Raw genomic sequence first — 22,588 nt, forward strand, 5'->3', positions numbered from 1 at the left:
GACTCAGAGAGGCAGGGACCTGTTCAGAAGGGCAGACCCGGGAAGCCGCCGCCCCCCAGGCCCTGGGCCAGCGGGCCGAGCTTCTGCTGCTGGAGGGTCTGCGCGTTCTCGTTGGCCGCCTGTACGGCCGCGACGATCAGGTCGGCGAGGGTCTCGGTGTCCTCCGGGTCCACCGCCTTGGGGTCGATCTTGAGGGCGCGGAGTTCACCGGAGCCGGTGACCGTCGCCTTCACCAGGCCGCCGCCGGCCTGGCCGTCGACCTCGGTCCGCGCGAGCTCCTCCTGCGCGTTCGCCAGGTCCTGCTGCATCTTCTGGGCCTGCTGGAGCAGCTGCTGCATGTTGGGCTGGCCACCACCGGGGATCACGATCAGCTCCTGTGTTTTCCGCAGTCTCTTGTCGTCTGTCACGAGCCTACGTGGTCTCCGCAGCCATCGCTCCAGCACTCTTTCGAGTGAGATGCCGTGGAGTCCTATACCTGATCAAGGCCCACTTCCGGGCGGAAAAGGAGTGAAAGCCGCACCTTCGCCACCCATTGGGCGGTAGGAAAGACCCGGCGCGTCAGCATCATGCGTCACAGAGTGTGATCGTCCGTGATCAGTAGCGTGGTCAGTAGGGAGTGCCTGGTGGGTCAGCCGGAGATGCAGCCCGAGGGTCCGCCTCAGGACGGGCGGGGCGGGGAGGCGGCCGGGGTGCGGCCGGGCGACCTGATGGGACGGACGTTTCCGCTCGGGGACTGGGGCGAGCCCGCCCTGCGGCTTGACGAGCTGTACCGGTGGGTGGAGCGCGGGGCGCTCGATACGGCGGCCTGGTATCTCGCCGACCGGGTGTGGAAGCGGCGGGGGGCGCGGGCCCTGCGGGGCGGGGCGGCGGCGGGGGCCGTTGTGGGCGCCTCGTTGCCCCTGCTGGACCTGACGGGGGTCGTCGGCGGGGTCGCCCCCTGGGGGTATCTCGCGCTGCTGGTCGCTGTCGCGTGTGTCGCAGTGGATCGGTTCTTCGGGGTCACGTCCGGGTGGATAAGGGACGTGGCCACCGCGCAGGCCGTGCAGCGGCGGTTGCAGGTGCTGCAGTTCGACTGGGCCTCGGAGAGTGTGCGGGAGGTTCTGGGGCCTACGGAAGGGACGGCGGGGGAGGCTGCCGAGCGGTGTCTCGGGGTGCTGCGGCGGTTCTCCGAGGATGTGACCGAGTTGGTGCGGGTGGAGACGGCTGACTGGATGGTCGAGTTTCGGACCGGGTCCGCGCCGCTCGGGATTCAGGGGGCGGTGGCGGGGGCGGCCCGGCCGGACGGGAACGTGGTCCAGGGGCGGTTTCCGTTGCCGCCGGGGGCGGGTGGGGCTCGGCCGAACATGCCTCGGCAGCGGCCGCCGGAGGCTAGGTGACGGGGGGTGCCGGGTGCGGTGCGTGCCGGGTGACGGTGCCGAGGTGACGGTGGGTGCCGGGTGACGGTGCCGAGGTGACCGTGGGTGCTCAGGTGACGGTCGGGCGGGGCCGAGGTCGGGTGGGTCGCGTGGCCCGGCGCTGGCGGGGTGCCGCCTGCGCCCACCCGTGCCGCCCTAGGCGGCACGAATGCCCGCAGGCTAAGCAGGCTGGGAAGGGCGAACGCCCGCAGGCTGAGCGGGCTGGGCAGGGCGAATGCCCGCGGGCTGGGCGGGCTGGGCGGGCTGGGCGGGCTGGGCGGGCTGGGCAGGGCGAACGCCCGCAGGCTGAGTGGGAGTGCGGCACGAATGCCCGCAGGCTGAGCCAGCTGCCAGGCGCTTCCCCTACTGCAGGAACACCAGCTCCACCGCCACCAGTACATCCACCACCGCGCACCACTCCGCGAAGCTCGGTGCCACTGTTCCCTTCAGGCGGGCCAGGGTCAGGTGGGCCAGGTCCCAGAGGCCGTGGAGGAACCAGCCTGACGCCACCAGCCAGCGGCCCGCGTCGGGGTCCAGGAGCAGGCCCGTCACCGCCAGGGCGCCGAAGGCCACGGCTCCCGCCGCTTGGAGCCACAGGCTGTCCCTACCGTGCGGGGTGCCTCGGAGCATGCCCCACAGGAGGACCGCCAGCGCGAGGCCGACCATCACGCCCGCCGGTGAGACCAGGTCCAGGGCCTGGAGGGCGAAGACGAGGACCAGGCCGCCGCCCAGGGCCGGCCAGGTCGACCTCGGGGTGCCGATCTGGTTGATCACCACGTAGAGCAGGGGCAGCAAGGGGAGGACCTCGCCGTACCCCACGACCGACTCGTCCAGGGTGCCGGAGGCGCCGGCCGCGGCCGTGGCCGCCCAGACCGCGAAGGCCAGGTGGGTGGGCCAGCGGCGGAGGAGCGAGGAGAGGGGGAGGGAGAGGGAGAGGTTCATGCGCCGTACTCCGTCCTGCGGCGGAGCATGACGACGAACATCAGCGGGAGCATCGTGAGGTGTTCCCATGTCATCGCCTGGTCTGGGGCGATCACGTTCAGGGACAGCAGGGGGATCAAGACCAGCGCGGGCACGAACATCGCCGCCGACATCTCCGCGATGCCCGGCCAGGCGTGCCCACGCCTCCGCATCCAGAACGCCATCCCCGCCGACATCGTGAACGCCATCTCCAGGGTGACCAGTTCGGGCTGGCCCGACATGCCGTACTCGACGGACCCCAGCGCCAGCAGGGCCCGCAGTGCCCCGCCCAGGACCACCATCCCGGCCACCATCGCGAGGATCATCTCGACGTAGTGACGGGCCAGGCCGTGGTGCCGCCGCTGATGCAGATCGTTCAGGCCGTGGTGCATGACGTCTCCCTGAGAGGTACCGGGGTGGGGTATCCACCCACGGGTCTCAGAGTGGCCGGGACCGGCGGCGCGTCAGTAGTGCCGACCGCACACGTCCTCGTATGACATCTGTCATCTGTCCGCCGCCATCCGCCATCCGCCATCCGCCATCCGCCATCCGCCATCCGCCATCCGCCGTCCCCGGCCGGCCCGAACTCCCGCTGACACAATGGCCGCGTGGACAACGGGGCGGGGCTCACGAGTTTCCGGCGCTACACATGGTGGGCCGTGCCGGGGACCGTCGTCTGTGTGCTGGTGCTGGCGTACGGCAGTTGGGCGCTGGACGGAGATGTGCCGCTGTGGGCGCGGGCGCCGGTCGTGCCGGCGCTGGGCGTGCACGCCGTGGCGGCCGCGGTGCTTCTGGGCGGGGCCATGGCGGACGGCAGGTCCTCGCTGCGGCCCCTCGCCGGCTGGGTGGTCACCGCCTGCCTCGCCTCCGCCGTGCTCGCCGTACTGCCGCTCGTCCGGCACAACTACGGGCTGTGGGCGGTCGCTCCGGCCGTGACCGTGGCGATCGTCGCCGCCTATCTGTCCGCGGGCGGGAGGCGGTGGCTGATCGGCGGGGCGGTCGTGCTCGCGCTCATCCCCGGGAGTGTCGTCCATCTCTCTTCCCGGGATGGGGAGTTGGCGTACGCCGCCCTCTTCCCCGCCTGTCTCACCGCCTTCACCGTGTGGACCGTGCTCGGGCCGCTGTGGGCGTGGCGGATCGCGGGGCGGCTCGATCGGGCACGGCGGCTGGAGGCTGAGCTGGCGGTGAAGGACGAGCGGTTGCGGTTCGCCTCCGACCTGCATGACATCCAGGGGCATCATCTGCAAGTCATCGCCCTCAAGGCCGAGTTGGCGTCACGGCTCGCGGAGATCGATCCTCCTCGCGCCGCCGCCGAGATGCGGGAGATACGCCAGCTCTGCGCGGACGCCCTGCGGGACACTCGGGCCGTGGTGCAGGGGATGCGGCGTACGAACCTCGACGACGAGATCGCCAACGCCACCCGGGTGCTGGCGGCGGCCGGTATCGACGCCCGGATGAACCTTGAACCGGGCGCCCTTGCCGCCGGGCTCGCCGACTCCACCCGTCAGCTCCTCGGGCTCGTCATGCGCGAGGCCACCACCAACGTGCTGCGCCACAGCCAGGCCGCCGGCACCGAGGTCGACTACCGAGTCACCGGCGACCGTGCCCGGCTGCGGATCGCCAACGACGGGGCCGAGCCGGCCCCCGGCACGCCCGGCGCCCCTGGCACCACCGGCACGGCCGACGGCACCGGGCTGCGCGGTCTCGCCGAGCGACTGCGCGACGCCGGAGGGGAGTTGACCTGGGAGAGGGCCGACGGGGACCGTTTCGTCGTGACCGCGACGCTGCCCGTGGAAGGAAACACCCCGTGATCCGGCTGCTCCTCGCCGACGACGAGGACCTCCTCCGCAGCGCCCTCGCCGCGCTGCTCTCCCTCGAGGACGACCTCACCGTCGTCGCCGAGGCCGCCACCTCCACCGAGGCCGTACGGCTCGCGCTCGAACTCCGGCCCGACATCGCCGTACTGGATCTCGAGATGCCGCCTACGGACGGGTTGCGGGCGGCCGAGGAGATTCGGGCGGCGGGGCCACAGACGCATGTCGTGATGGTCACCCGGCATGCCCGGCCTGCCGTGCTGCGGCGGGCGCTGGCCGCCGGGGTGCGCGGATTCGTGCCGAAGACCACGCCCGCCTCCCGGCTCGCGGAGATCATCCGGGACATCGCCGCCGGGCGGCGTTACGTCGATCCGGACATCGCCGCGTCCGCGCTGACCGAGGACGACTGCCCGCTCAGTGAACGGGAGTTGGAGGTGTTGCGGGCCGCGCGCACGGGGGCGTCGGTGGCCGAGATCGCCGAGCAGGTGCATCTGGCGCAGGGGACCGTGCGCAACTATCTCTCGGCCGCCATGTCCAAGCTGGGGGCCACCACACGGCATGCGGCGGCCCATCACGCCTGGCAACAAGGCTGGATCTGACAACCGGATACAGGGCTCATGCCTGCGGGTCCGGGAAGGCCACCGGGCTCTTCAGGCCCTTGGTGTTCACCGCCCGCACGCCGAAGAAGACGTTGTCCTTCGACAGGTCGACCTCGTGCCTCGTCACATCGCCGACCGGGATCACGTGCGTCCACTCCGGCGCGGTCGTCTCCCGCCAAACGACCTCGTAGCCCGCGAGATCCGGTTCCGTGCCCCGGGTCCACACCAGCTCCGTGGAGTTGGTGAGGTTGGTGGTGATGATCTTCGCGCCGCGCGGGGTGCCGGGGGCCTGGGCCAGGGTCCACAGGGCCGCGCCGTTCACCTTGGCGACGCGGGCGATGAAGCCGAAGTCACAGAACTCGGGCAGATCGCCGTACTGCTTGCCGGACTCGTCGACGCGTACGTCCTGGTGCTGGTGGGCGAAGTCCTCGGCGGGCTCGGTGAAGCGGGCGGCGGGGTAGGCGCGTTCGAGGAAGGGGATGTGGTCGCCGCCTCGGCGGTAGCGGTCGCGGCGGTAGATCACGCGGACGTTCATACCGGTGGCGTCGTTGTCAGCCACGTCCCTGACGAAACGGGCGAGTTGGCGGGTCGCCGAGTCGTTCTCGCCGCCCACCGAGCGGCGGGTCGCGGCCTGCTCGGGCGTCTCGGAGGAGGGGACTCCCTCGGCGAAGAGACGGATGGTGTACGGGTCTACGGCGCCGTCGTCCGCCGTCGGGCTGCCGACGATGTCGTTGGTGAACATGCCCTGGACGTCCGCGCCGGCCGACTTGAACTGCTGGGCCATGTACGCCGATCCGAACAGGCCCTGCTCCTCCCCCGCGACCGCCGCGAAGACGATCGTCGCGGCGGGCCGGCGCTTGGCCATGACACGGGCCAGCTCCAGCGCCACCGCCACGCCGGACGCGTCGTCGTCGGCGCCCGGGGCGTCCGAGGTGGCGTCCATGACGTCGGTGACGCGGGAGTCGTAGTGCCCGGAGACGACGTAGATCCGGTCCGGGGTGACCGAACCGCGCAGGGTCGCGACGACGTTGGTGATGCGGGTCGGCGTCGGGATACGAGGACCGGGTTCCTGGACGTACGACTGGAGTTCGGCCGTCATACGGCCGCCGGAGGCCTCGGCGTAGGAGCGGAGTTCGGCGAGGAGCCAGTCGCGGGCGGCGCCGATGCCGCGGTTCGGGTCGTCCTGGGAGGAGAGGGTGTGGCGGGTGCCGAAGGAGACGAGTTTGCGGACCGTCGCCTCGATGCGGGCCGGGTCGATCTCCCGGAGAAGGGCGCGGAGTTCGCGGGTCGGGCGCTGGGCGGTGGCGGGCGGGCGGCTGCCCGGGGCTGCGGTGCCCGTGGCTCCGGTCGGGGTGCCCGCGGCTTCGGTCACGGTGGTGGAGGGGGTCGCCTCCGCCGTACCGCCGGTGGTGCAGGCCGCGGCCGCCGCCGCGCCCGTCGCGGTCAGGACCGTTCTCCTGCTGGGACTCCTGCTGGGGCGCATGTGTCCTCCTGGGGCTGGGGTTGCCGGCCGACCTCAGTAATGGTCGTGGACACCTCAAGAGTCGGCAAGGGGGACCGGCGCCGCCCGCAAGGCTCCGGCAAGGGTCACCCGCAGGACTCCGTCTCCTGTGCGCACGGGAGATGGCCGTTGTCGCGGATCACGTCCTGGCTGGCGACCTCCTTCAGGTACGCGAGAAAGGCGGCGGTCAGTGAACCCGGCTGTGGCGAGCGGCGGGTGTAGGCGTACTCCACTCCCCGGTAAGGGTAGTTGTCGGCCTGCACGGAGGGGGAGACGCCGTCGAGCGGGACCGTCAGCAGGCCCTCGCGGCCGCCGGCGACGGCGAGTTCGCTGTAGCCGATGGCGCCCGGCACCTCCGCGACCTTGTCCAACACCTGCTCCGTGGAACCGAGTTCGCAGCGCACGACGGGTGCGGAGCGGTCGTCCTTGTGGACGCAGTCGAGGGAGGTGCTGGGGACGCGTTCCCAGGTGCCGAGGACGCGCCGCTGGAAGATCTGCTGGGTGCCGGAGTCGGCGTTCCGGCTGACGAGGACGACCGGGAGATCCGGGAGGGCCGGGTCCAGTTGGCGCCAGCGGGTGATCTCGCCGCTGTAGAGGCGTCGTACCTCCGCCCGGGTCAGACCCACGCGCCCGAGGCCGATCCTCTCGTTCACGACGAGGGTGAAGGCGGAGAGGGCGACCTTCTCGCCGTGGAGGTCCAGCCGGTCGCCCATGGGGCCGTCGGTGAAGGCGATCACGGCCGACTCCGGGTCGTCGGCGGCGAGTTCGGCGGCCCCGGCCTCGCTGCCGCGCGCCTCGACCGTGATCTCCGCGCCCTCGCAGTCCTTCTCGTACTCCTTCGCCAGCGTTCTGACGACGGGGGCGAAGGCGGTGGAGCCCGTCACGGTCAGGGTGCCCTTTTCGCAGCCGAGGGGCGGGCGGGTGTCGTCGGTGGCGAGGATGATGCCGGCCAGCGCGACGACGGAGAGCGTGAGCAGGGCCGTGAGGATCCGTGCCGGGCCGCTGAGGATCGGCGGGGTCTCGTCGGGGGTCGCGCTGCGGTTGGGGTGCACCTCGCCGTCACGCAGGCCGCCGGTGAGGCGTATCGCGCGGCCGACGTCGCCGCCGGAGAGGAGGACGAGGAGCTTGAAGTGGTCGCCGCGGTTGAGCGGGACGCGGGGGATGCGGAGGATGTTGCCCTCGTAGGCGAAGCCGCGTTCCGGGGTGAAGTGGTCCATCAGGTGGTCGCGGTCGGTGGGTTGGGTGACCGAGACGCCGCGGATGGTGCGGTCGGTGAAGACGGCGGTCAGGCCGTGGGTGGTGGGGCCGGTGTAGTCGTCGCGGTCGATGCCCTGCGAACCGTCGTTCTCGACGCGGAGGAGGACGAGGGTGGCGTCGGCCATGTCCGGGGCCTCGTTGAAGAGACCGAGGCGTACTCCCCCAGAGGGGGCACCCCCAGCCCGCCCCGAACGCACGTCGTCACCGATGGGGTTGTCCATCTGGACGCGGTAGCCGATCCGTTTCCGGCGGGGCACTCTTCGCTCGTACCAGACCAGGACACCGGAGGCGACGATGCCGAGGACGGCCGTCCCGACGGCCACGGCATTCTCTGCGTTCAGCCATTCCACCGACGGAAACGTACGGCTGTGCGAGCTCAACCGCCTTACGGGCAGGGGGTGTTCGGGTTACTGCTTCGTGTACGTCAGCTTCTCGCCGTTGCCGGTGTTCACGCGCTCCAGGGTGCCGTTCGGGAGGAGGGTGATCTCGGTGGCGGCCCCCGGCGAGCAGGAGGAGGCGGGCTCTCCGACGGTCACGGTGGACGGGCCGATCCGCAACGGGCCGTCCGCGGCCGGCTCTTCGGCCAGGTCCGCCTCGAACACGCAGTGGTAGTCAGGGCCGTCGGCGACGAGGGAGAGGACCGTGTCCCCGACTTCGCCTTCCTGGAGGGTGAGTTGGCGGGTGTGCGAGCCCTCGGCGTTGTCGATCGTCGCGGTCCAGGTGCCGAGGTAGTCGGCGGGGACCGTGCCGTCCGTGGGCGTGGAAGTGGACGGCTGGGTGGAGAGGGAGGGGGACGGAGAGGGCGCGTCGGTGGTCGGGCCGGGGGTGGTGGGCGCGGTCGCCGTGGGCGTGCCCCCGCCGCCCTTGTCGTCCTCACCGCCGCCGTTGCTCATCAGCGCGTAGACCGAGCCACCCGCGCCGAGCGCGACGACCAGCGCGACGGCGACGAGCGCGATCGTGGAACGGGAGTTGCGGCGCGGGGGGTTTGACTGCGGGTGCAGGTGCGGGGGGTAGGGGGCGGCGGCGCCGTAGGGCGGGGTCGAGCCAGGGCCGTAGGGCGGGGTGGGGCCGGGGCCGTACGGCGGGGTCGAGCCGGGACCGTAGGGCGGCGTCGAGCCGGGACCGTACGGCGGGGGCTGGCCGGGTACGGCGGCTCCGCCGGTGTACGGGTGGTACGGCGTCGGGGCTCCGGGCGTCCACGGCTGCTGCGGGTGGCCGTGAGCCGGGGGCGCTGCGGGCGCCTGAGGGTGTTGCTGGGGCTGGTGGGGCTGGTGGGGTTCCTGGGGTTGGAGGGGCTGCTGGGGGTAGCCGTAGGCGGGGTGGGCCGGTGGCGGAGTCTGCGCATGGCTCGCAGGAGTCTGTGCGCGACCCGACGGAGTCTGTGCCCGGCCCGACGGAGTCTGTGCGCGACCCGGCGCGGGCGTCTGCTGGGGCCCCGGCGGAGGCATCACCTCGCCCTGCTGCCCGACGAGCGTCGGCTGGTGGTTCAGCGGCTCCCCCGCCCCGGGCTGCCCCGGCGAAGGCGGTACGGAGGCGTCCTCGGCGGCGGCAGGAGCGTGCTCGGGGGACGCCTCACCGGTCGAGGCGGCCGAGCCGGGCGAGCGGCCCGCGCCGGACACGCCAGCCATGCCCGCCGCGCCAGGCGAGCCAGGCGAGCCGGTCGAGCCCGACACCCCTGCCATGCCCACCACGCCCACCGGACCCGCCCGGCCAGCCGGACCCACCGGACCCGCCGGACCCGCCGGACCCGCCCCGCCCGCCAGCCCCGCCGCCCCTGACAGCCCAGCCCCACCCTCCGTGTTCTCCGGGTCCTCGGCCTCCAGCAACTGCACGGCGTGCCGCCCGAGTTGGGCAACCAACGCGCTCGGCAGCCACGGGTCGCGTGAGCGGCCGCCGGACACCGTGTCCCCGGCCCCGATGCGCTCAAGGACGCGGTCCAGGCTCGGCCGGGCCGCCGGGTCCTTCTTCAGGCAGGCCCGTACGAGATCGGCGAGGCCCTCCGGCACTCCCTCCAGGTCGGGTTCCTCCTGGGCGATCCGGAACATCAGGGCGTGCACCCCGCTGCCCCCGGCGCCGAAGGGAAGCTTGCCGCTGGCGGCGTACGCGAGGACGGAACCCAGGCAGAAGACGTCGCAGGCGGGCGTGATCCGGTCGCCCCGCACCTGCTCGGGGGCCATGAAGCCGGGCGAGCCGACGAGCGCGCCCGTCCGCGTCAGACCTCCGTCCGTCACCGTCTCCAGCGCCCGCGCGATCCCGAAGTCGATGACCCGCGGCCCGTCGATCGTCACCAGCACGTTGGAGGGCTTCAGATCCCGGTGGACGATCCCCGCAGCATGGATGTCCTTAAGCGCGTGCGCGAGGCCCGCGGCGAGGATCTTCACCGAGCGCTCGGGCAGCGCCCCGTGATCATGTCCGACGACCTGCTGGAGGCTGGGCCCGGCGACGTACCCGGTGGCGACCCAGGGCACGGCGGCCTCGGTGTCGGCGTCGAGGACGGGTGCGGTCCAGTGGCCGCCGACCTGCCGGGCGGCCTGCACCTCCTGCCGGAACCGGGCGCGGAACTCCTCCTGCTGGGCCAGTTCCTCGCGCACCAGCTTCACGGCGACGGTCCGGCCCCGGTCCGAGCGGGCGAGGTACACCTGCCCCATCCCCCCGGCCCCGAGCCGCGCCAGCAGCCGACACGCGCCGATCCGCTGCGGATCCCCGGCCCCCAGCTTCTCCACCGCAGCCCCACCCCCGACGTCCCCGTACCTGTGTGCCCCCCGTACAACAGCCCACGATAGTGCGGCCATACGCCGAGGTGAGCGCCCCCCGTCGACGGTTCCGTAACGGAGCTTCCGCTCTCCACTGCCGGCGGCCCGTCACGGTGATTGGCAGATCCGTTCCACGCCCGAAGAGCAAAACCGCAGGTGGCCGAGATCGGGTCTGGAACAGATCTGCCAATCACCCCCACCCCACCCCGTCCCCGGCGCCAAGCGCGACAACCTGTCGCGGAAAGGCGCCGTCCGCAGACAGGACGCCGATGTCGCTTCCGTAGCGCGGAGATTTACGCTCGGGCGCATGACCCCTCAGCCAAACCCCGAGGTCGGCGCCGCCGTGAAGGCCGCGGACCGTGCCCACGTGTTCCACTCCTGGTCCGCGCAGGAGCTCATCGACCCGCTCGCCGTCGCCGGCGCGGAGGGGTCGTACTTCTGGGACTACGACGGCAAGCGGTACCTCGACTTCACCAGCGGTCTCGTCTACACCAACGTCGGCTACCAGCACCCGAAGGTCGTCGCCGCGGTTCAGGAGCAGGCCGCGACCCTGTCCACGTTCGCGCCCGCCTTCGCGATCGAGGCGCGTTCGGAGGCGGCCCGGCTGATCGCCGAGCGGACGCCCGGAGACCTGGACAAGATCTTCTTCACCAACGGTGGTGCCGACGCCGTCGAGCACGCCGTGCGCATGGCGCGGCTGCACACCGGGCGGGCCAAGGTGCTCTCCGCGTACCGGTCGTACCACGGCGGTACGCAGCAGGCCGTCAACATCACCGGCGACCCGCGCCGCTGGGCCTCCGACAGCGCCGCCGCCGGTGTCGTGCACTTCTGGGCGCCGTTCCTGTACCGCTCGCGCTTCTACGCCGAGACCGAGGAGCAGGAGACCGCACGGGCCCTGGATCACCTGGAGACGACGATCGCCTTCGAGGGGCCCGGCACCGTCGCCGCGATCATCCTGGAGACGATCCCCGGCACCGCCGGGATCATGGTCCCGCCGCCCGGCTACCTCGCCGGTGTCCGCGAGATCTGCGACAAGTACGGGATCGTCTTCATCCTGGACGAGGTCATGGCCGGGTTCGGGCGGACCGGTGAGTGGTTCGCCGCCGACCTCTTCGACGTGACCCCCGACCTGATCACCTTCGCCAAGGGCGTCAACAGCGGATACGTGCCGCTCGGCGGTGTCGCCATCTCCGGCGAGATCGCGGCGACCTTCGGCAAGCGGCCGTACCCCGGCGGCCTTACGTACTCCGGGCACCCGCTGGCCTGTGCCGCGGCCGTGGCGACGATCAACGTCATGGCGGAGGAGGGTGTCGTCGAGAACGCCAAGAACCTGGGCGCCGCCGTCCTCGGACCCGCCCTGCGCGAGCTCGCCGAGCGTCACCCCTCCGTCGGCGAGGTGCGCGGTGTCGGCATGTTCTGGGCGCTTGAGCTGGTCAGGAACAAGGAGACCCGCGAGCCGCTGGTCCCGTACAACGCGGCCGGTGAGGCGAACGCCCCGATGCTGGCGTTCGGGGCCGCCGCGAAGAAGCACGGCATCTGGCCGTTCATCAACATGAACCGCACCCATGTGGTGCCGCCGTGCAACGTCACCGAGGCGGAGCTGAAGGAAGGTCTCTCGGCGCTCGACGCGGCGCTCTCCGTGGCGGACGAGCACACGGAGTAGCCGTGGGCGTTTCCTCCCTGTGACGGACGCTACGCGGGTAAACACCGCGAACGCCCGAACGCGTAAGGTGGCGTGCTCGTAGACATAGACGCAGAGACGTGTACGCGTACGCCACCCGACCGCCATCAGGGAGAGGCCCGACCATGCCCGGCAGCAACGGCGCCGTCACCCGCAACACCCTGCGGCAGCAGATCGCCGACGCGCTCCGCGACGAGGTGCTCGCGGGGCGGCTCCAGCCGGGTCAGGAGTTCACGGTCAAGGAGATCGCGGAGCAGTACGGGGTCTCCGCGACGCCCGTGCGCGAGGCGCTGGTGGATCTCTCCGCTCAAGGTCTGCTGGAGGCCGACCAGCATCGCGGTTTCCGTGTGCACGAGTACTCCCTGGCCGACTACCGCGGCATCATCGAGGCCCGCAGTCTGGTCATCGACGGCATGTTCCACGCGCTGGAAGGCGGCCACCAGGGGTTCGTCCACGATCCCGACAACTCCCGTGTGCTGGCCGCCCTCGCCGGGGTGCGGCGGCGCGGTGAGGAGGCCCAGCGGGCGGCCGCCGCGGGCGACATCACCGTACTGATCGGCTACGACCTGCGCTTCTGGCGCGAACTGGGTGCCGTCTTCGGCAATCCCTACCTCTCGGACTTCCTGCACCGGCTGCGTGTGCAGTCCTGGGTCTGCGCGGTCCAGCATCTGCGCCGCCTCACCGATCTACGCGGGGAGCTGTGGGCCGAGCACACCGCGCTGGTCGACGCCCTGGTGGCACGGGACACCGCGGCGGCGCGGGAGATCGTCTCCGCGTACAACACCCATTCGCTGACGGTGGTCGAGCGACTGGCCGGTCAATGAGCCGGAGGGTGGGTATGGGACCTGCGGCGGACCATCTGGACGCGCCCAGGGGGAAGCCACGACCCGCCGTACCGATTACTCTTCCCTGACCACTTCGCTACACCGTGCTATGCGAGGAGCCCTCTTTGGCCTGTGACCTGTGGCTGGTACCGCTCGTCGACGTGTTGTGCCACACCCCCGACAACCCGTTCGCCGAGGAACTCGCGCAATACAACAAGGTGCTCGCCGAGGCCGGGCTGCCGCCGGTGCCGGTGTACCAGTACATGCCGGGGCTGTCCGGCGAGGTCGCCCCGGTGGCCGGCTTCGACTACGACGCCCTGCACTTCCTGCGCCGCGCGTATCTGCTCCAGGTCTGCGGGCTGCCGGTGACCCCGGTCGACGAACTGGGCGGCGACTACGAGCAGTTGCTGGAGATGTTCGAGACGACGGCCCAGCAGTCCCATCTGGTCTGGCACTACGACCACGCGGGCGCGTACGTCCCGGTCGACTTCCCGCACCCGCTCGCCAACGACGAACTCCTCGCCGGCGGCGGCCCCTTGGGCTCCTCCCAGTCCCTACTGCGGGAGCTGGAGCTGGTGGCCCCCGCGATCGGCATCGACCCCGCCAACCCCCCGGCCCCGCCCCAGCCGCCGCTCGGCCCCACGGAGTTGGAGGAACCGGCCGTCCCCGCGCCGTACGACCCCAGCCCCTTCGCCCGGGAGCGCCACGTCTGGCTGGGCCTGCACGCGGCGGCGACGCGGAGTCTGGCGCAGGGGTCGATGATCATCTTCAGCTGAGGGTCAGCGCAGCTGGGAGAGACCCTTCTTCAGGTCGTCGAGGTTCATGATCGGGAAGACCTCGACCTTGGCGTTGAGGTGCGAGAAGAACGGCTCACCGACCGGGGGCAGGTCCGAGCTCTCCTTCATGTCGAACACGAGGAAACAGGTCCGCCGGCCGCCCTCGGGCCCGAAGTAGGCCGCCTCCGGCTTGATGTGCTCCAGGGTCTCCGCCAGCAGGTCCTGCATCTTCCCGCTCCGCAGGACCTCGTTCGCCTTGTCGGTGTCCAGGGTCGCCTTCAGCATCACGCGCATCGCAGTCACCTTCTTCGCCACGAAGATGCACGTACGTGTACAGCGTAAATCCATAAGCCCGCTTTGTCCGTCCGGGTGGACGACGCCCTCATGCCCGGCGGGACGGACCGAACAGTCAGGCCCGCGCCCCGAGCCACTCCGTGGCGTAAGCAACAGCCGGGGCCAGATCCAGCAGCCGGCAGCGCGCGTCGCCGACGCGGCCCGTCGACACCGCGCCGGTGGCCTCGTAGGACCGGCCCAGCTCGGCGAACGGCGAGGCGTCGAGGGTGACATCGTGGTAGCGGTACCAGACCGGCCGCCCCCGCTCGTCGGCGACCACGCACGCGTAGGGTGCCTGCGGCCGCCCCGGTACCCGGTACTCCGCGAGGTGGAAGGCCGTGCACACGTCGTACCCCACACCCAGCAGCAGGACCCGGGCGCCTAGCCGCTCCAGCCGGGCCAGCGGTGACCGCTCGCCCAGGTGGCAGTCGGGCGCGTGGCCCTCGGTGATGTGACGGGCCCGGGGGCCCAGCGCGGTGAAGGAGCTCTGCGGATGGGCACTGCGCAGCGCGCCGGGCCGGGTCCGTACGGCCTCCGGAAGGACGCCGACGCCGAAACCGGGGCTGCTCGACGGGTCGAAGGCGGGCATCCGGGCCCGCAGCCCCGCCCAGTGCTCCTCCGGCACGGAGTAGCCGCGGGTCAGGTGCCAGCGGGAGGGATCGGAGTTGTCCGGTGTCTGGGTGTACGCCACCAGCGTGCCGTCCGGGCCGAGGACCTCGCGCAGCGCGTCGACGACCGTCTCCGCACCGCCGGCCACCGGGCCCAGCGTGCGCAGCGAGGCGTGCACCAGCACGGTGTCCCCCGGCCGCAGCCCGAGGTCGCGGAGTTCGGAGGCGAGCGCGCCCCGGGTCCGCGCGATCCTCGGCGGGGGCGTCGGGCGGCGCAGGGCCGCGCGGGTCTCGGTCACGAACCGCACGCCCGCGGGCAGCAGTTCGCCGCTGTCCAGGAGCGTGCCCGCGGCGGCGTCGGTGTGCCCGCGCCACATGTCGTACTCGCGCCGGGCACGGCGTCCCCCGACCGCGAGCTCGGCCCGCCAGAAATCGGTCACGCCGAGGTGCGCGTGGGTGCCCTGCAGCAGCGCGCCGATCGGGCGCGGGTCCGGGCGCCAGGGAGCGTGGTGGCGTACCCCGGTCGGCGGGCCGTGCAGGGGCAACAGGTCCATCAGGGCGCCGAGTTGGACGTGCAGGAACTCGTGCACGAGGGTCAGCGCCAGCAGGACGGGGTCCTCCTGGAAGGAGGCGGCGACGGCACCGTAGGCCCGCCGGGCGGCCGAGCTGACCGCGGATCCGTCGAGGCCGGGGCGCAGCGGGGCGAGCGTGGTCAGAGCGGACGCCAGCGGGCGGACGTGCCAGGGGTGCCGCTGTACGAGCACCTCCCAGGCGGCGGACAGGGCCTTCTCCCAGTGCCGGGTGCGTTCCCCGGTGAGGGGGCCGTCGAGTGTGTGCCCGTGGGCGTCGCGGAAGGGACCGCTGTCGGCGAGCCGCAGCTGGAGAACCTGGCCGTCGCACTCCGCGCGCACGACCGGCCAGGCGGCACCGGGCGCGCCGGAAAGGAGCCGCTCCCACCAGGTGAGCCACGCCGGCTCGATCTCCTCGCCGCGCTCCAGCACCACCAGCGCGCGGGCCAGCCCCTCGTCCAGATAGGGGTGGAGCATGACGGCCCGCCATGCGCCGGGGTCCCGGCGGCCGAGGTCCAGCAGCCGGGGGTAGACGGTGCCGAGCCCGGCGGCGGCCGGTCCCCGGCGCTCCGCCGCCCGGTGCAGCGCTCGGACCAGCAGCTTCCGCTTGCTGAGCTGACCGGACCGCAACAGCGCCACGGCCTCCGCTCCGCCACGGGCCCGCGCCAGCGCCCCGAAGACATGCGGCGGCACGAAATGCCGTCCGGCGGCGGCCGCCTGCTCCCGCCCGCCGGTCACCGGACCGCCTCCCGTCGTCGTGCGGTCAGCTCGGTGACGTCGTGGCGCAGACGGTTCGCGATGTGGTCCACGAGCAGGGCCAGGTCGGCGCAGTAGACCGACGGGGTCGAGAAGCCGGGGCCGCCGGAGGGGGCGTAGCGGTGGGCGTACAGGCCGCCGCCGCAGACCCGGGCGCGCGGGCAGGCGCGGCAGACCGGGCCGAGCCCGGCGAACCCGCGCTGTCTGACCTGGAACGCCGGGTGCGCGGCCGCGTCCGCGAAGGTGTGCCGGAACACGTCGAGGCCGGTCGCCGGGGCCCCGGGATAGGAGACCTTCAGCGAGTCCGCCTGCTCGATCGCCCCGTCCGTCTCGACGACGACCAGGTCGACCGGGGTCAGCCCGACCGCCTCGCTGCGCGAGGTGCCGCCCAGCAGCAGCGCCATGATCTCCTCGAAGAGCCGCACACCGGTCTCCCTGCGGGGGGCGTCGTACCAGCGGTCGAAGACGGCCCGCAGCCATTCCCCGTACGGCACGGTCCGGCCGGGCGCGGCCGGTCCCGGTGGTGTGGTCGGGGGTGATGTGCGCTCGGCCAGGCCCGGGGGCGGCGCGGCCCAGGTCGCGTGCGGCAGCAGCAGGTCGATGCGGGGCGGGGCGAAGGAGAGCAGGGACTCGTAGGTGGCGAGCGGCTCGGCCGCCGTGTCCACCACGCACAGCAGGCCCGCGAAGAGCTCCCGGTACGGTCCCTCCGTGAGCAGCCGCAGCGACCGCGCGACCGCGGCGTGGCTGCCGCGTCCGTCCGGCCGCAGCCGGTGGCGGTCGTGCGCGGCCGCCGGCCCGTCCAGGCTGACGCCGAGCCGGACCCCGTACCGGCCGAGCACGGGCAGCAGCGCCGGGTCCTCGGCCAGCCGCACCCCGTTGGTCTGCATGGTCACCCGCAGCTCGGCGACCGCCGCCACCTCGTCGGCGAGCACCCGCAGCATCGCCTCCAGATGCTCGGCACCGACCAGCAGCGGCTCCCCGCCGTGCAGCACGAGCTGCACCGTCGACAGCCGGTGGTGCCGGGCGTGTTCGGCGATCAGCCGGGCCGTGCGCCGCACGGTCTCCAGTTCCATACGGCGAGGCCGCCCACGCCAGCTCTGGTCGGCGGCCTCGTACATGTAGCAGTAGGAACAGGCCAGGTCGCAGCGGCTGTGGACCTTCAGCAGGAACTGGCGGAAGGGCAGCGTCGCGTGAGGCGGCCGCTCTCGCGGTCCGCACGGCTCGGAAGGCGTGGGCCGGGTGGCGTCCATGGGCCTCGATCGCTCGGGTGCGACAGTGGTGAAGCGGCATCCTACAACCCGTCATTCCCGCCAAATGCCGTGCGGGGAACGGCAGACGGACCGGCGGACAGGGCGGGTACGCATCAGGTCGTCGGCGGTTCGATGTCGGAGTCGAGCCGCTGTCCCGACCGCACCGCCTTGGTGGTCTGATGGTCCTCGCCGAGAGTGCGCACGGCGTTGCGCCGGGCCTCCTCGGCCAGTTGGTCGGCCTCCTCCGTCCGGCCCGCGGCACGCAGGGTGAGCGAGAGGTTGGAGGTGACGCCGATGGTGTCGTAGTGCTCGGGACCGAGCAGCCGCTCCAACTGCTCGCGCACGAACCGCTCCTGCGCGGCGGCGCCGTCGAGATCGCCCTCCCGCACCAGCTCGTTGGCGTGGTTGATGGTGCAGGCGAGCGTGTACAGGTGGGTCTCGCCGAGCACCTCGCGCAGCCCCCTCAGCGCCTGGTCCACCAGGTCGTGCGCCTCGGCCGTACGTCCCACCAGACGCAGATAGACCGACACGTTGTTGGCGCAGGCCAGGGTGACCGGGTGCATCTCGCCGAGGTAGTCGCGGTAACGGTTCATCGCCCGCTCCGCGAGTTCCAGGGCTCCCGCCGGTTCGCCGAGCGCCGCCAGGTCGCTGGCCAGGCTGGAGGCGGCGGCGAGGGTGTCCTGGTGGTCCGGGCCCAGATCCGCCACGTACCGGCCGCGGATGTCCTCGTCGATCTCCCTGGCGCGTTCGTACTCGCCGTTCCTGCGCAGCGCCACCGCCAGGTTCTTGCGGGCGCGCAGGGTCTCGACGTGGTCCTCGCCGAGGGTCTCCCGGTAGCGCGCCACCGTGCCCTCCAGCAGCTCCAGGGCGTCCCGCAGCCGTCCGGTCTCCCGCAGGTCGCGGGCGTAGTTGCTGGCCGAGGAGAGCGCGTTGATGCTGTTGGCGCCGTGGATCTCGCTCTGCTGCCGCCAGGCGCTGTGGTGCAGGTCCAGGGCGGCGCGGCGGTCGCCCGCCAGGTATTCGGACAGGGCCAGGTTGTTCAGGTACATCAGGGTGCGCTTGTGGTCGTCGCCCAGGGCGCGCCGCGCCGCCCGCAGCGTCTGCCGGTCCAGCTCGCGCGCCTCCTGGTAGTGGCCCAGTTCCCGCAGGTCGGCGGCGACGTTGCCGGCCGCGGCGAGGGTGTAGGCGTCCTCGTCGCCCCGGCTGAGGCGCAGCTTCTCGTGGGTGTCCCGGTCGGACTCGTACGCCTCCCCCAGCCGGCCGAGCGAGCGCAGGACGTTGCCGAGCTGGATGCGCAGGATGAGGGTCTGGGCGTCGCCCTCACGGCTGATGCCCAGGTCGCGCCAGCGCTCCAGGGTCTGGGACGCCAGGTCGTGCGCGGCGCCGTGCAGGCTCCGCTTCCACAGGTAGCGGACCGAGTCGGTGATCCACGCCCGCACCTCGGGGTCGGCGCTCCGGTAGGCGCGGGAGGGTGCCAGGTGCGGCAGCAGCAGGTCGTAGACCTTCCAGTCGGACGTGCGGTCCGGGTCGCCCGGCCGGGCGTCGGCCAGTGCCGTGTGCACCACGCGCCGCAGGTCCGGCTTGCGCTCGTCGGGCACCTGGTCGCGGATGACGGCCTGCACCAGCCGGTGGACGGTGAGCGTCTCGCTGCTCTGGTCACTCTTGGCGAGACCGAACCGGTTGATGGCCCGGACCACCTGTGCGATGGCCATCTCGTCGCGTGGCTCCCCCTCGGGGAGCGTCAGCGCCTGGGTGACGGCCCTGCCGTAGAGCAGGGCCTGGGGGATGGGTTCGGGGCCGAAGAAGGAGCAGATCTCCAGCATCTCGGCCGCCGCCCGGTTCACGCGGCGCAGTTCGTCCAGCGCGAGGAGCCAGGTCGCCGCGGCCGAGTGCGGGTAGTCCCGGTCCGGCAGCCGGGTGTTGCGCAGGACCTCGGTGAGCCGCTCGCCCAGCGAGCTGAGGTAGGTCGTCACCGGCATGCTGCTCTCGCTGAGCCAGACGGCGGCCTGGCCCACGGCCAGCGGCAGGTCGCCCAGTTCCTCGGCGACCCGCTCGGCGTCGTCCTTCGCCAGACCGGGGTTGAGCCGGCGCAGCAGCTGGACGCTCTCCCCACGCTGGAACACCTCGACCTCCACCAGGCCCGCGTTGTTGACCCAGGCCCGGTCGCGCGAGGTCATCAGGACATGTCCGCCGGGCGGCCCCTCGGGGATGAGCTCGGCGAGCTCCTCAGGGCGCCCGGCGTTGTCGTAGACCAGCAGCCAGCGGTCGTACGGCTCGCCGCGCCTGAGCGCCCGCAGCACCGCGTCGGCCGTGCCGGACATGTCCTCGCCCCGCTCCAGGCCCAGGTCGGGGGCGAGTTCGGCGAGTCCGGAGCGAATCAGGCCGGGTTGCGCGGCGTTCACCCACCACACGGCGTCGTAGGCGGACTTGAAGCGGTGGGCGTACTCCTGGGCGACCTGTGTCTTGCCCATCCCGCCCAGTCCGTAGAGCACTTGGGGCCGGGGTGCGGGCCCGGTGGTGAAGCCGTCGCGGACATGGTCCAGGAGAGCACCGCGGCCGGTGAAGGAGACGTTGCGCGAGGGGACGCGCTGCACGGCCGGCGCGTCGCCCGGGTAAGGAGGAACGACCGTGCCCAGAGGCGGGGTGTCGGTCTCCGACGACCGCCGGCCCGACGGCGCTCCGACGGTCAGCAGCAGTTGCACGGCGGCCTCGTCGGGCTGCCTGCGGGTGAGGTCGAGGGCGGCCCGGTCGCCGAACGGGCCGTCCGCGGAGGCCTCCGTCTCCTGGACCCGCACCGGCAGCAGCGCCGGGCCGCCGCCGGCCTGGACCTCGCGCAGCCGTTGCGCGATGCTCCGGGCCCGCGGCAGCGTGAGGTACTCGGGGGAGAGCAGGGCGAGCAGCCGGCCGCGTCGCTCCAGTACGTCCGTCGCCTCCGGCGGGGTGCCCGTGACGGGTTCGGCGGCGCTGTGCAGGGACACCTGGTAGCCGACGCTCTCCAGATGGGCGGCGGCCCACTCGGCCCACATCCGGTCGATCGGCGCGTAGCTGACGTACATCCGCGGCGGCACGGCGCGTGGGTCACGCAGGTACTCCGTCGCCAACTGCTTGCGTTCCTCGGCCGGTTGGGGCTCCAGGGACTGCACGTCGTTGTCGGTGATCCACGCGGTGAGCCGTTCGAACGCGGTCAGCAGCGAGTCCTTCTGCAGCAGCCGGTCCCGCACGGTCGCCGGTATCTCCGCGTAGGCGTAGTACGGCTTGTAGGGGATCTCCACCTCGCCCCAGTACCGGGCGTGGTCCTCCTCCGCCAGCCAGGACAGGAACGGCGCGAACCCGGCGCGGGCGGAGTCGCGGCCCTGGTCCAGCAGTTCCTGCTCGGCGTTCTCGACCCGCATCGGCACCGGCAGGATCCGGATCGGGCGCGGGGCGGACGCGGCGACCGAGCCGGCGGCCGCGATACCGCCCTCGATGCTCTGGTGGTTCAGCACGAAGCCGTCCACCACGATGTCGGGCAGCAGGATGGTGCAGATCCCGGATATGTCGCTGACCCCGGTACGGCTGTCGATGAGGACGTAGTCGTACTCCTCGATCATCCGGCGGCGCAGCATCTGGAGGAAGGAACCGCCGCCCAGACGCTCGTAGAACGAGTGCCAGTTGAAGCTGGTGACGGCGGCCGAGTAGGCGGCGGACTGGCGGCCGGCCGGCAGGAAGTCGAGACGCCCGCCGCGCTGCAGGCTCAGCCGCAGGCCGGTGGTGTAGGGGCCGGGGTCGGCGCAGGCGCGCAGCTCCTCCTCGTCCATGACGGCGGGCTCCGCGCCCCGTTCGGCGGCCGGCTGGTCCGGGCGGCCGGAGCCCATGACCCGCCCGACATAGGCCTGCACCATGTTGATCAGGCCGTCCGTGGACCGCAGTTCGGAATCGACGACGAGCAGCGGCCGCAGATAGCGGTGCATGCCCGGGGCTTCGAGATCCCAGTCGACGAGCAGCACCCGGTACCCCTGACTGGCCAGGATCCAGCCGACGTTGACCAGCGCCATGGTCCGTCCCGTTCCACCCTTGTACGAGTAGAAGGTGACGATCTTGCCCTCGCGTCGCGCCTCGGTGTCAGCGGTCATCGTCCTATCCATCGGTGAGGTATGCCTCGGGCAGATCGTCCGGCTCGTCGCAGACCATGGGCGGCCGCGCCGGAACGCCCAGAGCGGGCAGCGGCGGTGCGGCCGGCCCCTCCGGGAGCACCACGGGGTCGGCCCGCTCCGCCAGCCGGTTCTGGGCCACGGTGACCATCACGGACAGCTTGTCGTCGAAGTGTCCCTTGTCGACCCGGACCCGGAACAGCGGATCCCAGGCATCGTTGCGGCGCATCCAGTTGCGCTGGAAGACCTGGCTGAGGTCATGCCACAGCGTGTCGGCGTGGGACTCCTCGTCCGTCTCGTGACAGGGCACGAGCACCCCCGTGACCGGGTGGTTCTGCTGGTCGAAGGCGGCGAGCACGGTCCGGTACGGCTCCCTGCGCGCCGCCCACGCGTCGATGAGCAGCACACTGGTCTCGCGGTTGCGCAGGCCCTCCTCCAGCTTGCGGACGAGATCGTCGCCGACCTCGTCCAGATGTGCCATGCATCGCGAGTCGTTGATCACCTGCTGGGCGCGGAACGCCGCGGTCGGGTGCACCGGCGGGTGGTAGGGCGCCCAGTCGTAGGGCGAACGCCCGTAGTACTGGGAGTTCCGCCGGCCCTCGGGCGGTGCGGCGACGGTCCCGGCAGCGACGAACACCCGGACGGATCCCGTCTCGCTCCCGAGGTGCTCGCCCACCTCGTGGCCCTCGAAGGCATTGCGCACGGTCCTCAGATCGGGGCTGAGCCGAGGCAGACGGTAGCGTTCGGCCGCCCTGCGCACGGCGTCGGCGATCACCGAGACGATCGTGCGATAGGTCGCGCCGGCCGGGTCGGTGCGCATGATGTGCATCAGTCCGCGCTCGGCGTACTCCTCGCGGGTGCGCAGGTCCATGCCCCGCTCGGTGTACTGGTACCGGCTCATCTCGGGGGGCAGCGCACCGCGGACGGGCCGCCAGCGCACGGGGATCAGCGAGGGCGCGTCGATGTCGGTGTCGTGGCGGAAGCGTGTCAGCCGGTCCTGGAAGACCGTCCATTCCTTGCCGCAGTAAGGGCTGTTCACATAGCCCGGCGAGCACAGCGCGACCATGGCGCGGCAGTTGCCGACCGCGTCCCCGATGGCCTTCTCCCAGTCCGTGCCCATCCTGATCTGCTCCAGGTCGCGGAAGGCCGGCTGGCCCTCGCAGTCCGCCCCTTTGGCCTGGAGTTCGGCCAGCAGGTCCGCGTGGAAGCGGCTGACGAACGCGTCCTGACGGTCCTCGCGCCGCGCATAACTGAGGAAGAAATAGAACCCCTGAGCCAAGGGCATCCCCACCACCCCCGTATCACGCCGTCGCCGGCGCCCCCCGTGCTGGCATACGCACGCGGCGCCTTCATACCCACGCCGTCCCGGGCTCAGACGTACTC

The 22,588-nt window shown here is 72.2% G+C and carries 17 protein-coding genes; 6 read left to right on the forward strand and 11 right to left on the reverse strand.

Going from position 1 to position 22,588, the window contains the following annotated elements; translation table 11 throughout:
* Nucleotides 1–23: 23 nt before the first annotated feature.
* Nucleotides 24–365, reverse strand: a complete 342-nt coding sequence (locus PH203_RS31665; protein WP_289924413.1) for a YbaB/EbfC family nucleoid-associated protein — start codon at nt 363–365, stop codon at nt 24–26.
* Between the two features lie 258 nt (nt 366–623).
* On the opposite strand from PH203_RS31665, the gene PH203_RS31670 reads away from it, so the two are divergent.
* A complete protein-coding gene (locus PH203_RS31670) occupies nt 624–1,376 on the forward strand; it encodes an SLATT domain-containing protein (protein ID WP_289924286.1) in 753 nt (250 codons plus the stop codon).
* Nucleotides 1,377–1,757: 381 nt separating this feature from the next.
* On the opposite strand, the gene PH203_RS31675 is transcribed toward PH203_RS31670, so the two are convergent.
* Both PH203_RS31675 and PH203_RS31680 read right to left on the reverse strand, forming a co-directional pair.
* Nucleotides 1,758–2,336, reverse strand: coding sequence for a hypothetical protein (locus tag PH203_RS31675; RefSeq protein WP_289924287.1), 579 nt, complete (start codon nt 2,334–2,336; stop codon nt 1,758–1,760).
* Entirely contained in the window at nt 2,333–2,746 is a 414-nt protein-coding gene (locus PH203_RS31680; RefSeq protein ID WP_289924289.1) for a hypothetical protein, read from the reverse strand. The genes PH203_RS31675 and PH203_RS31680 overlap by 4 nt, the downstream gene beginning before the upstream one ends.
* 216 nt (nt 2,747–2,962) lie before the next feature.
* Here PH203_RS31680 and PH203_RS31685 point away from each other — a divergent pair, with 216 nt between their 5' ends.
* Both PH203_RS31685 and PH203_RS31690 read left to right on the forward strand, forming a co-directional pair.
* Complete coding sequence (locus PH203_RS31685; RefSeq protein ID WP_289924290.1) at nt 2,963–4,165, forward strand: histidine kinase; 1,203 nt, start codon at nt 2,963–2,965, stop codon at nt 4,163–4,165.
* Nucleotides 4,162–4,767: a response regulator transcription factor gene (locus PH203_RS31690; RefSeq protein ID WP_289924291.1), complete on the forward strand. Its 606-nt coding sequence runs from the start codon at nt 4,162–4,164 to the stop codon at nt 4,765–4,767. Before PH203_RS31685 ends, PH203_RS31690 begins: the two co-directional genes overlap by 4 nt.
* A gap of 16 nt (nt 4,768–4,783) precedes the next feature.
* Here the strand turns inward: PH203_RS31690 and PH203_RS31695 are convergent, their stop codons facing one another.
* From PH203_RS31695 to PH203_RS31705, 3 genes are all read right to left on the reverse strand, one after another.
* The gene (locus PH203_RS31695) at nt 4,784–6,250 is read right to left on the reverse strand and encodes a M20/M25/M40 family metallo-hydrolase (protein ID WP_289924292.1); all 1,467 of its coding nucleotides are present in this window, start codon (nt 6,248–6,250) and stop codon (nt 4,784–4,786) included.
* A gap of 104 nt (nt 6,251–6,354) precedes the next feature.
* The gene (locus tag PH203_RS31700; RefSeq protein ID WP_289924294.1) at nt 6,355–7,875 is read right to left on the reverse strand and encodes a substrate-binding domain-containing protein; all 1,521 of its coding nucleotides are present in this window, start codon (nt 7,873–7,875) and stop codon (nt 6,355–6,357) included.
* Nucleotides 7,876–7,932: 57 nt separating this feature from the next.
* A complete protein-coding gene (locus tag PH203_RS31705) occupies nt 7,933–10,248 on the reverse strand; it encodes a protein kinase (RefSeq protein ID WP_289924295.1) in 2,316 nt (771 codons plus the stop codon).
* Nucleotides 10,249–10,585: 337 nt separating this feature from the next.
* Between PH203_RS31705 and PH203_RS31710 the strand changes: the two genes are divergently transcribed.
* From PH203_RS31710 to PH203_RS31720, 3 genes are all read left to right on the forward strand, one after another.
* Nucleotides 10,586–11,941: an aspartate aminotransferase family protein gene (locus PH203_RS31710; protein WP_289924297.1), complete on the forward strand. Its 1,356-nt coding sequence runs from the start codon at nt 10,586–10,588 to the stop codon at nt 11,939–11,941.
* Between the two features lie 143 nt (nt 11,942–12,084).
* Entirely contained in the window at nt 12,085–12,783 is a 699-nt protein-coding gene (locus PH203_RS31715; RefSeq protein ID WP_289924298.1) for a GntR family transcriptional regulator, read from the forward strand.
* A 125-nt stretch (nt 12,784–12,908) separates the two neighbouring features.
* Complete coding sequence (locus PH203_RS31720) at nt 12,909–13,559, forward strand: hypothetical protein (protein ID WP_289924301.1); 651 nt, start codon at nt 12,909–12,911, stop codon at nt 13,557–13,559.
* Between the two features lie 3 nt (nt 13,560–13,562).
* Here the strand turns inward: PH203_RS31720 and PH203_RS31725 are convergent, their stop codons facing one another.
* The 5 genes from PH203_RS31725 to fsxC all read right to left on the reverse strand — a co-directional run bounded on the left by PH203_RS31725 (nt 13,563) and on the right by fsxC (nt 22,490).
* Complete coding sequence (locus tag PH203_RS31725; RefSeq protein WP_289924302.1) at nt 13,563–13,853, reverse strand: hypothetical protein; 291 nt, start codon at nt 13,851–13,853, stop codon at nt 13,563–13,565.
* Nucleotides 13,854–13,968: 115 nt separating this feature from the next.
* A complete protein-coding gene (locus PH203_RS49755; protein WP_354671283.1) occupies nt 13,969–15,807 on the reverse strand; it encodes an AAC(3) family N-acetyltransferase in 1,839 nt (612 codons plus the stop codon).
* Nucleotides 15,804–17,075, reverse strand: a complete 1,272-nt coding sequence (locus PH203_RS31740) for an FxsB family cyclophane-forming radical SAM/SPASM peptide maturase (RefSeq protein ID WP_289924303.1) — start codon at nt 17,073–17,075, stop codon at nt 15,804–15,806. Before PH203_RS31740 ends, PH203_RS49755 begins: the two co-directional genes overlap by 4 nt.
* Before the next feature lie 113 nt (nt 17,076–17,188).
* The gene (gene fxsT, locus PH203_RS31745; RefSeq protein WP_289924305.1) at nt 17,189–21,187 is read right to left on the reverse strand and encodes an FxSxx-COOH system tetratricopeptide repeat protein; all 3,999 of its coding nucleotides are present in this window, start codon (nt 21,185–21,187) and stop codon (nt 17,189–17,191) included.
* A gap of 4 nt (nt 21,188–21,191) precedes the next feature.
* Nucleotides 21,192–22,490 (reverse strand): FxsC protein, encoded by a 1,299-nt coding sequence (gene fsxC / locus PH203_RS31750; RefSeq protein WP_289924306.1) that lies wholly within the window; start codon nt 22,488–22,490, stop codon nt 21,192–21,194.
* Nucleotides 22,491–22,588: the final 98 nt, after the last annotated feature.

Source organism: Streptomyces sp. S.PB5 (assembly GCF_030403745.1).
Lineage (GTDB): Bacteria > Actinomycetota > Actinomycetes > Streptomycetales > Streptomycetaceae > Streptomyces.

Excerpts from the sequence above, each read along its gene's own strand:
- PH203_RS31675 (WP_289924287.1), bottom strand. The coding sequence starts at position 2,336 with ATGAACCTCTCCCTCTCCCTCCCCCTCTCCTCGCTCCTCCGCCGCTGG.
- PH203_RS31680 (WP_289924289.1), bottom strand. The coding sequence starts at position 2,746 with ATGCACCACGGCCTGAACGATCTGCATCAGCGGCGGCACCACGGCCTG.
- PH203_RS31695 (WP_289924292.1), bottom strand. The coding sequence starts at position 6,250 with ATGCGCCCCAGCAGGAGTCCCAGCAGGAGAACGGTCCTGACCGCGACG.
- PH203_RS31710 (WP_289924297.1), top strand. The coding sequence starts at position 10,586 with ATGACCCCTCAGCCAAACCCCGAGGTCGGCGCCGCCGTGAAGGCCGCG.
- PH203_RS31715 (WP_289924298.1), top strand. The coding sequence starts at position 12,085 with ATGCCCGGCAGCAACGGCGCCGTCACCCGCAACACCCTGCGGCAGCAG.
- PH203_RS31725 (WP_289924302.1), bottom strand. The coding sequence starts at position 13,853 with ATGCGCGTGATGCTGAAGGCGACCCTGGACACCGACAAGGCGAACGAG.
- PH203_RS31740 (WP_289924303.1), bottom strand. The coding sequence starts at position 17,075 with ATGGACGCCACCCGGCCCACGCCTTCCGAGCCGTGCGGACCGCGAGAG.
- fxsT (WP_289924305.1), bottom strand. The coding sequence starts at position 21,187 with ATGACCGCTGACACCGAGGCGCGACGCGAGGGCAAGATCGTCACCTTC.
- fsxC (WP_289924306.1), bottom strand. The coding sequence starts at position 22,490 with ATGCCCTTGGCTCAGGGGTTCTATTTCTTCCTCAGTTATGCGCGGCGC.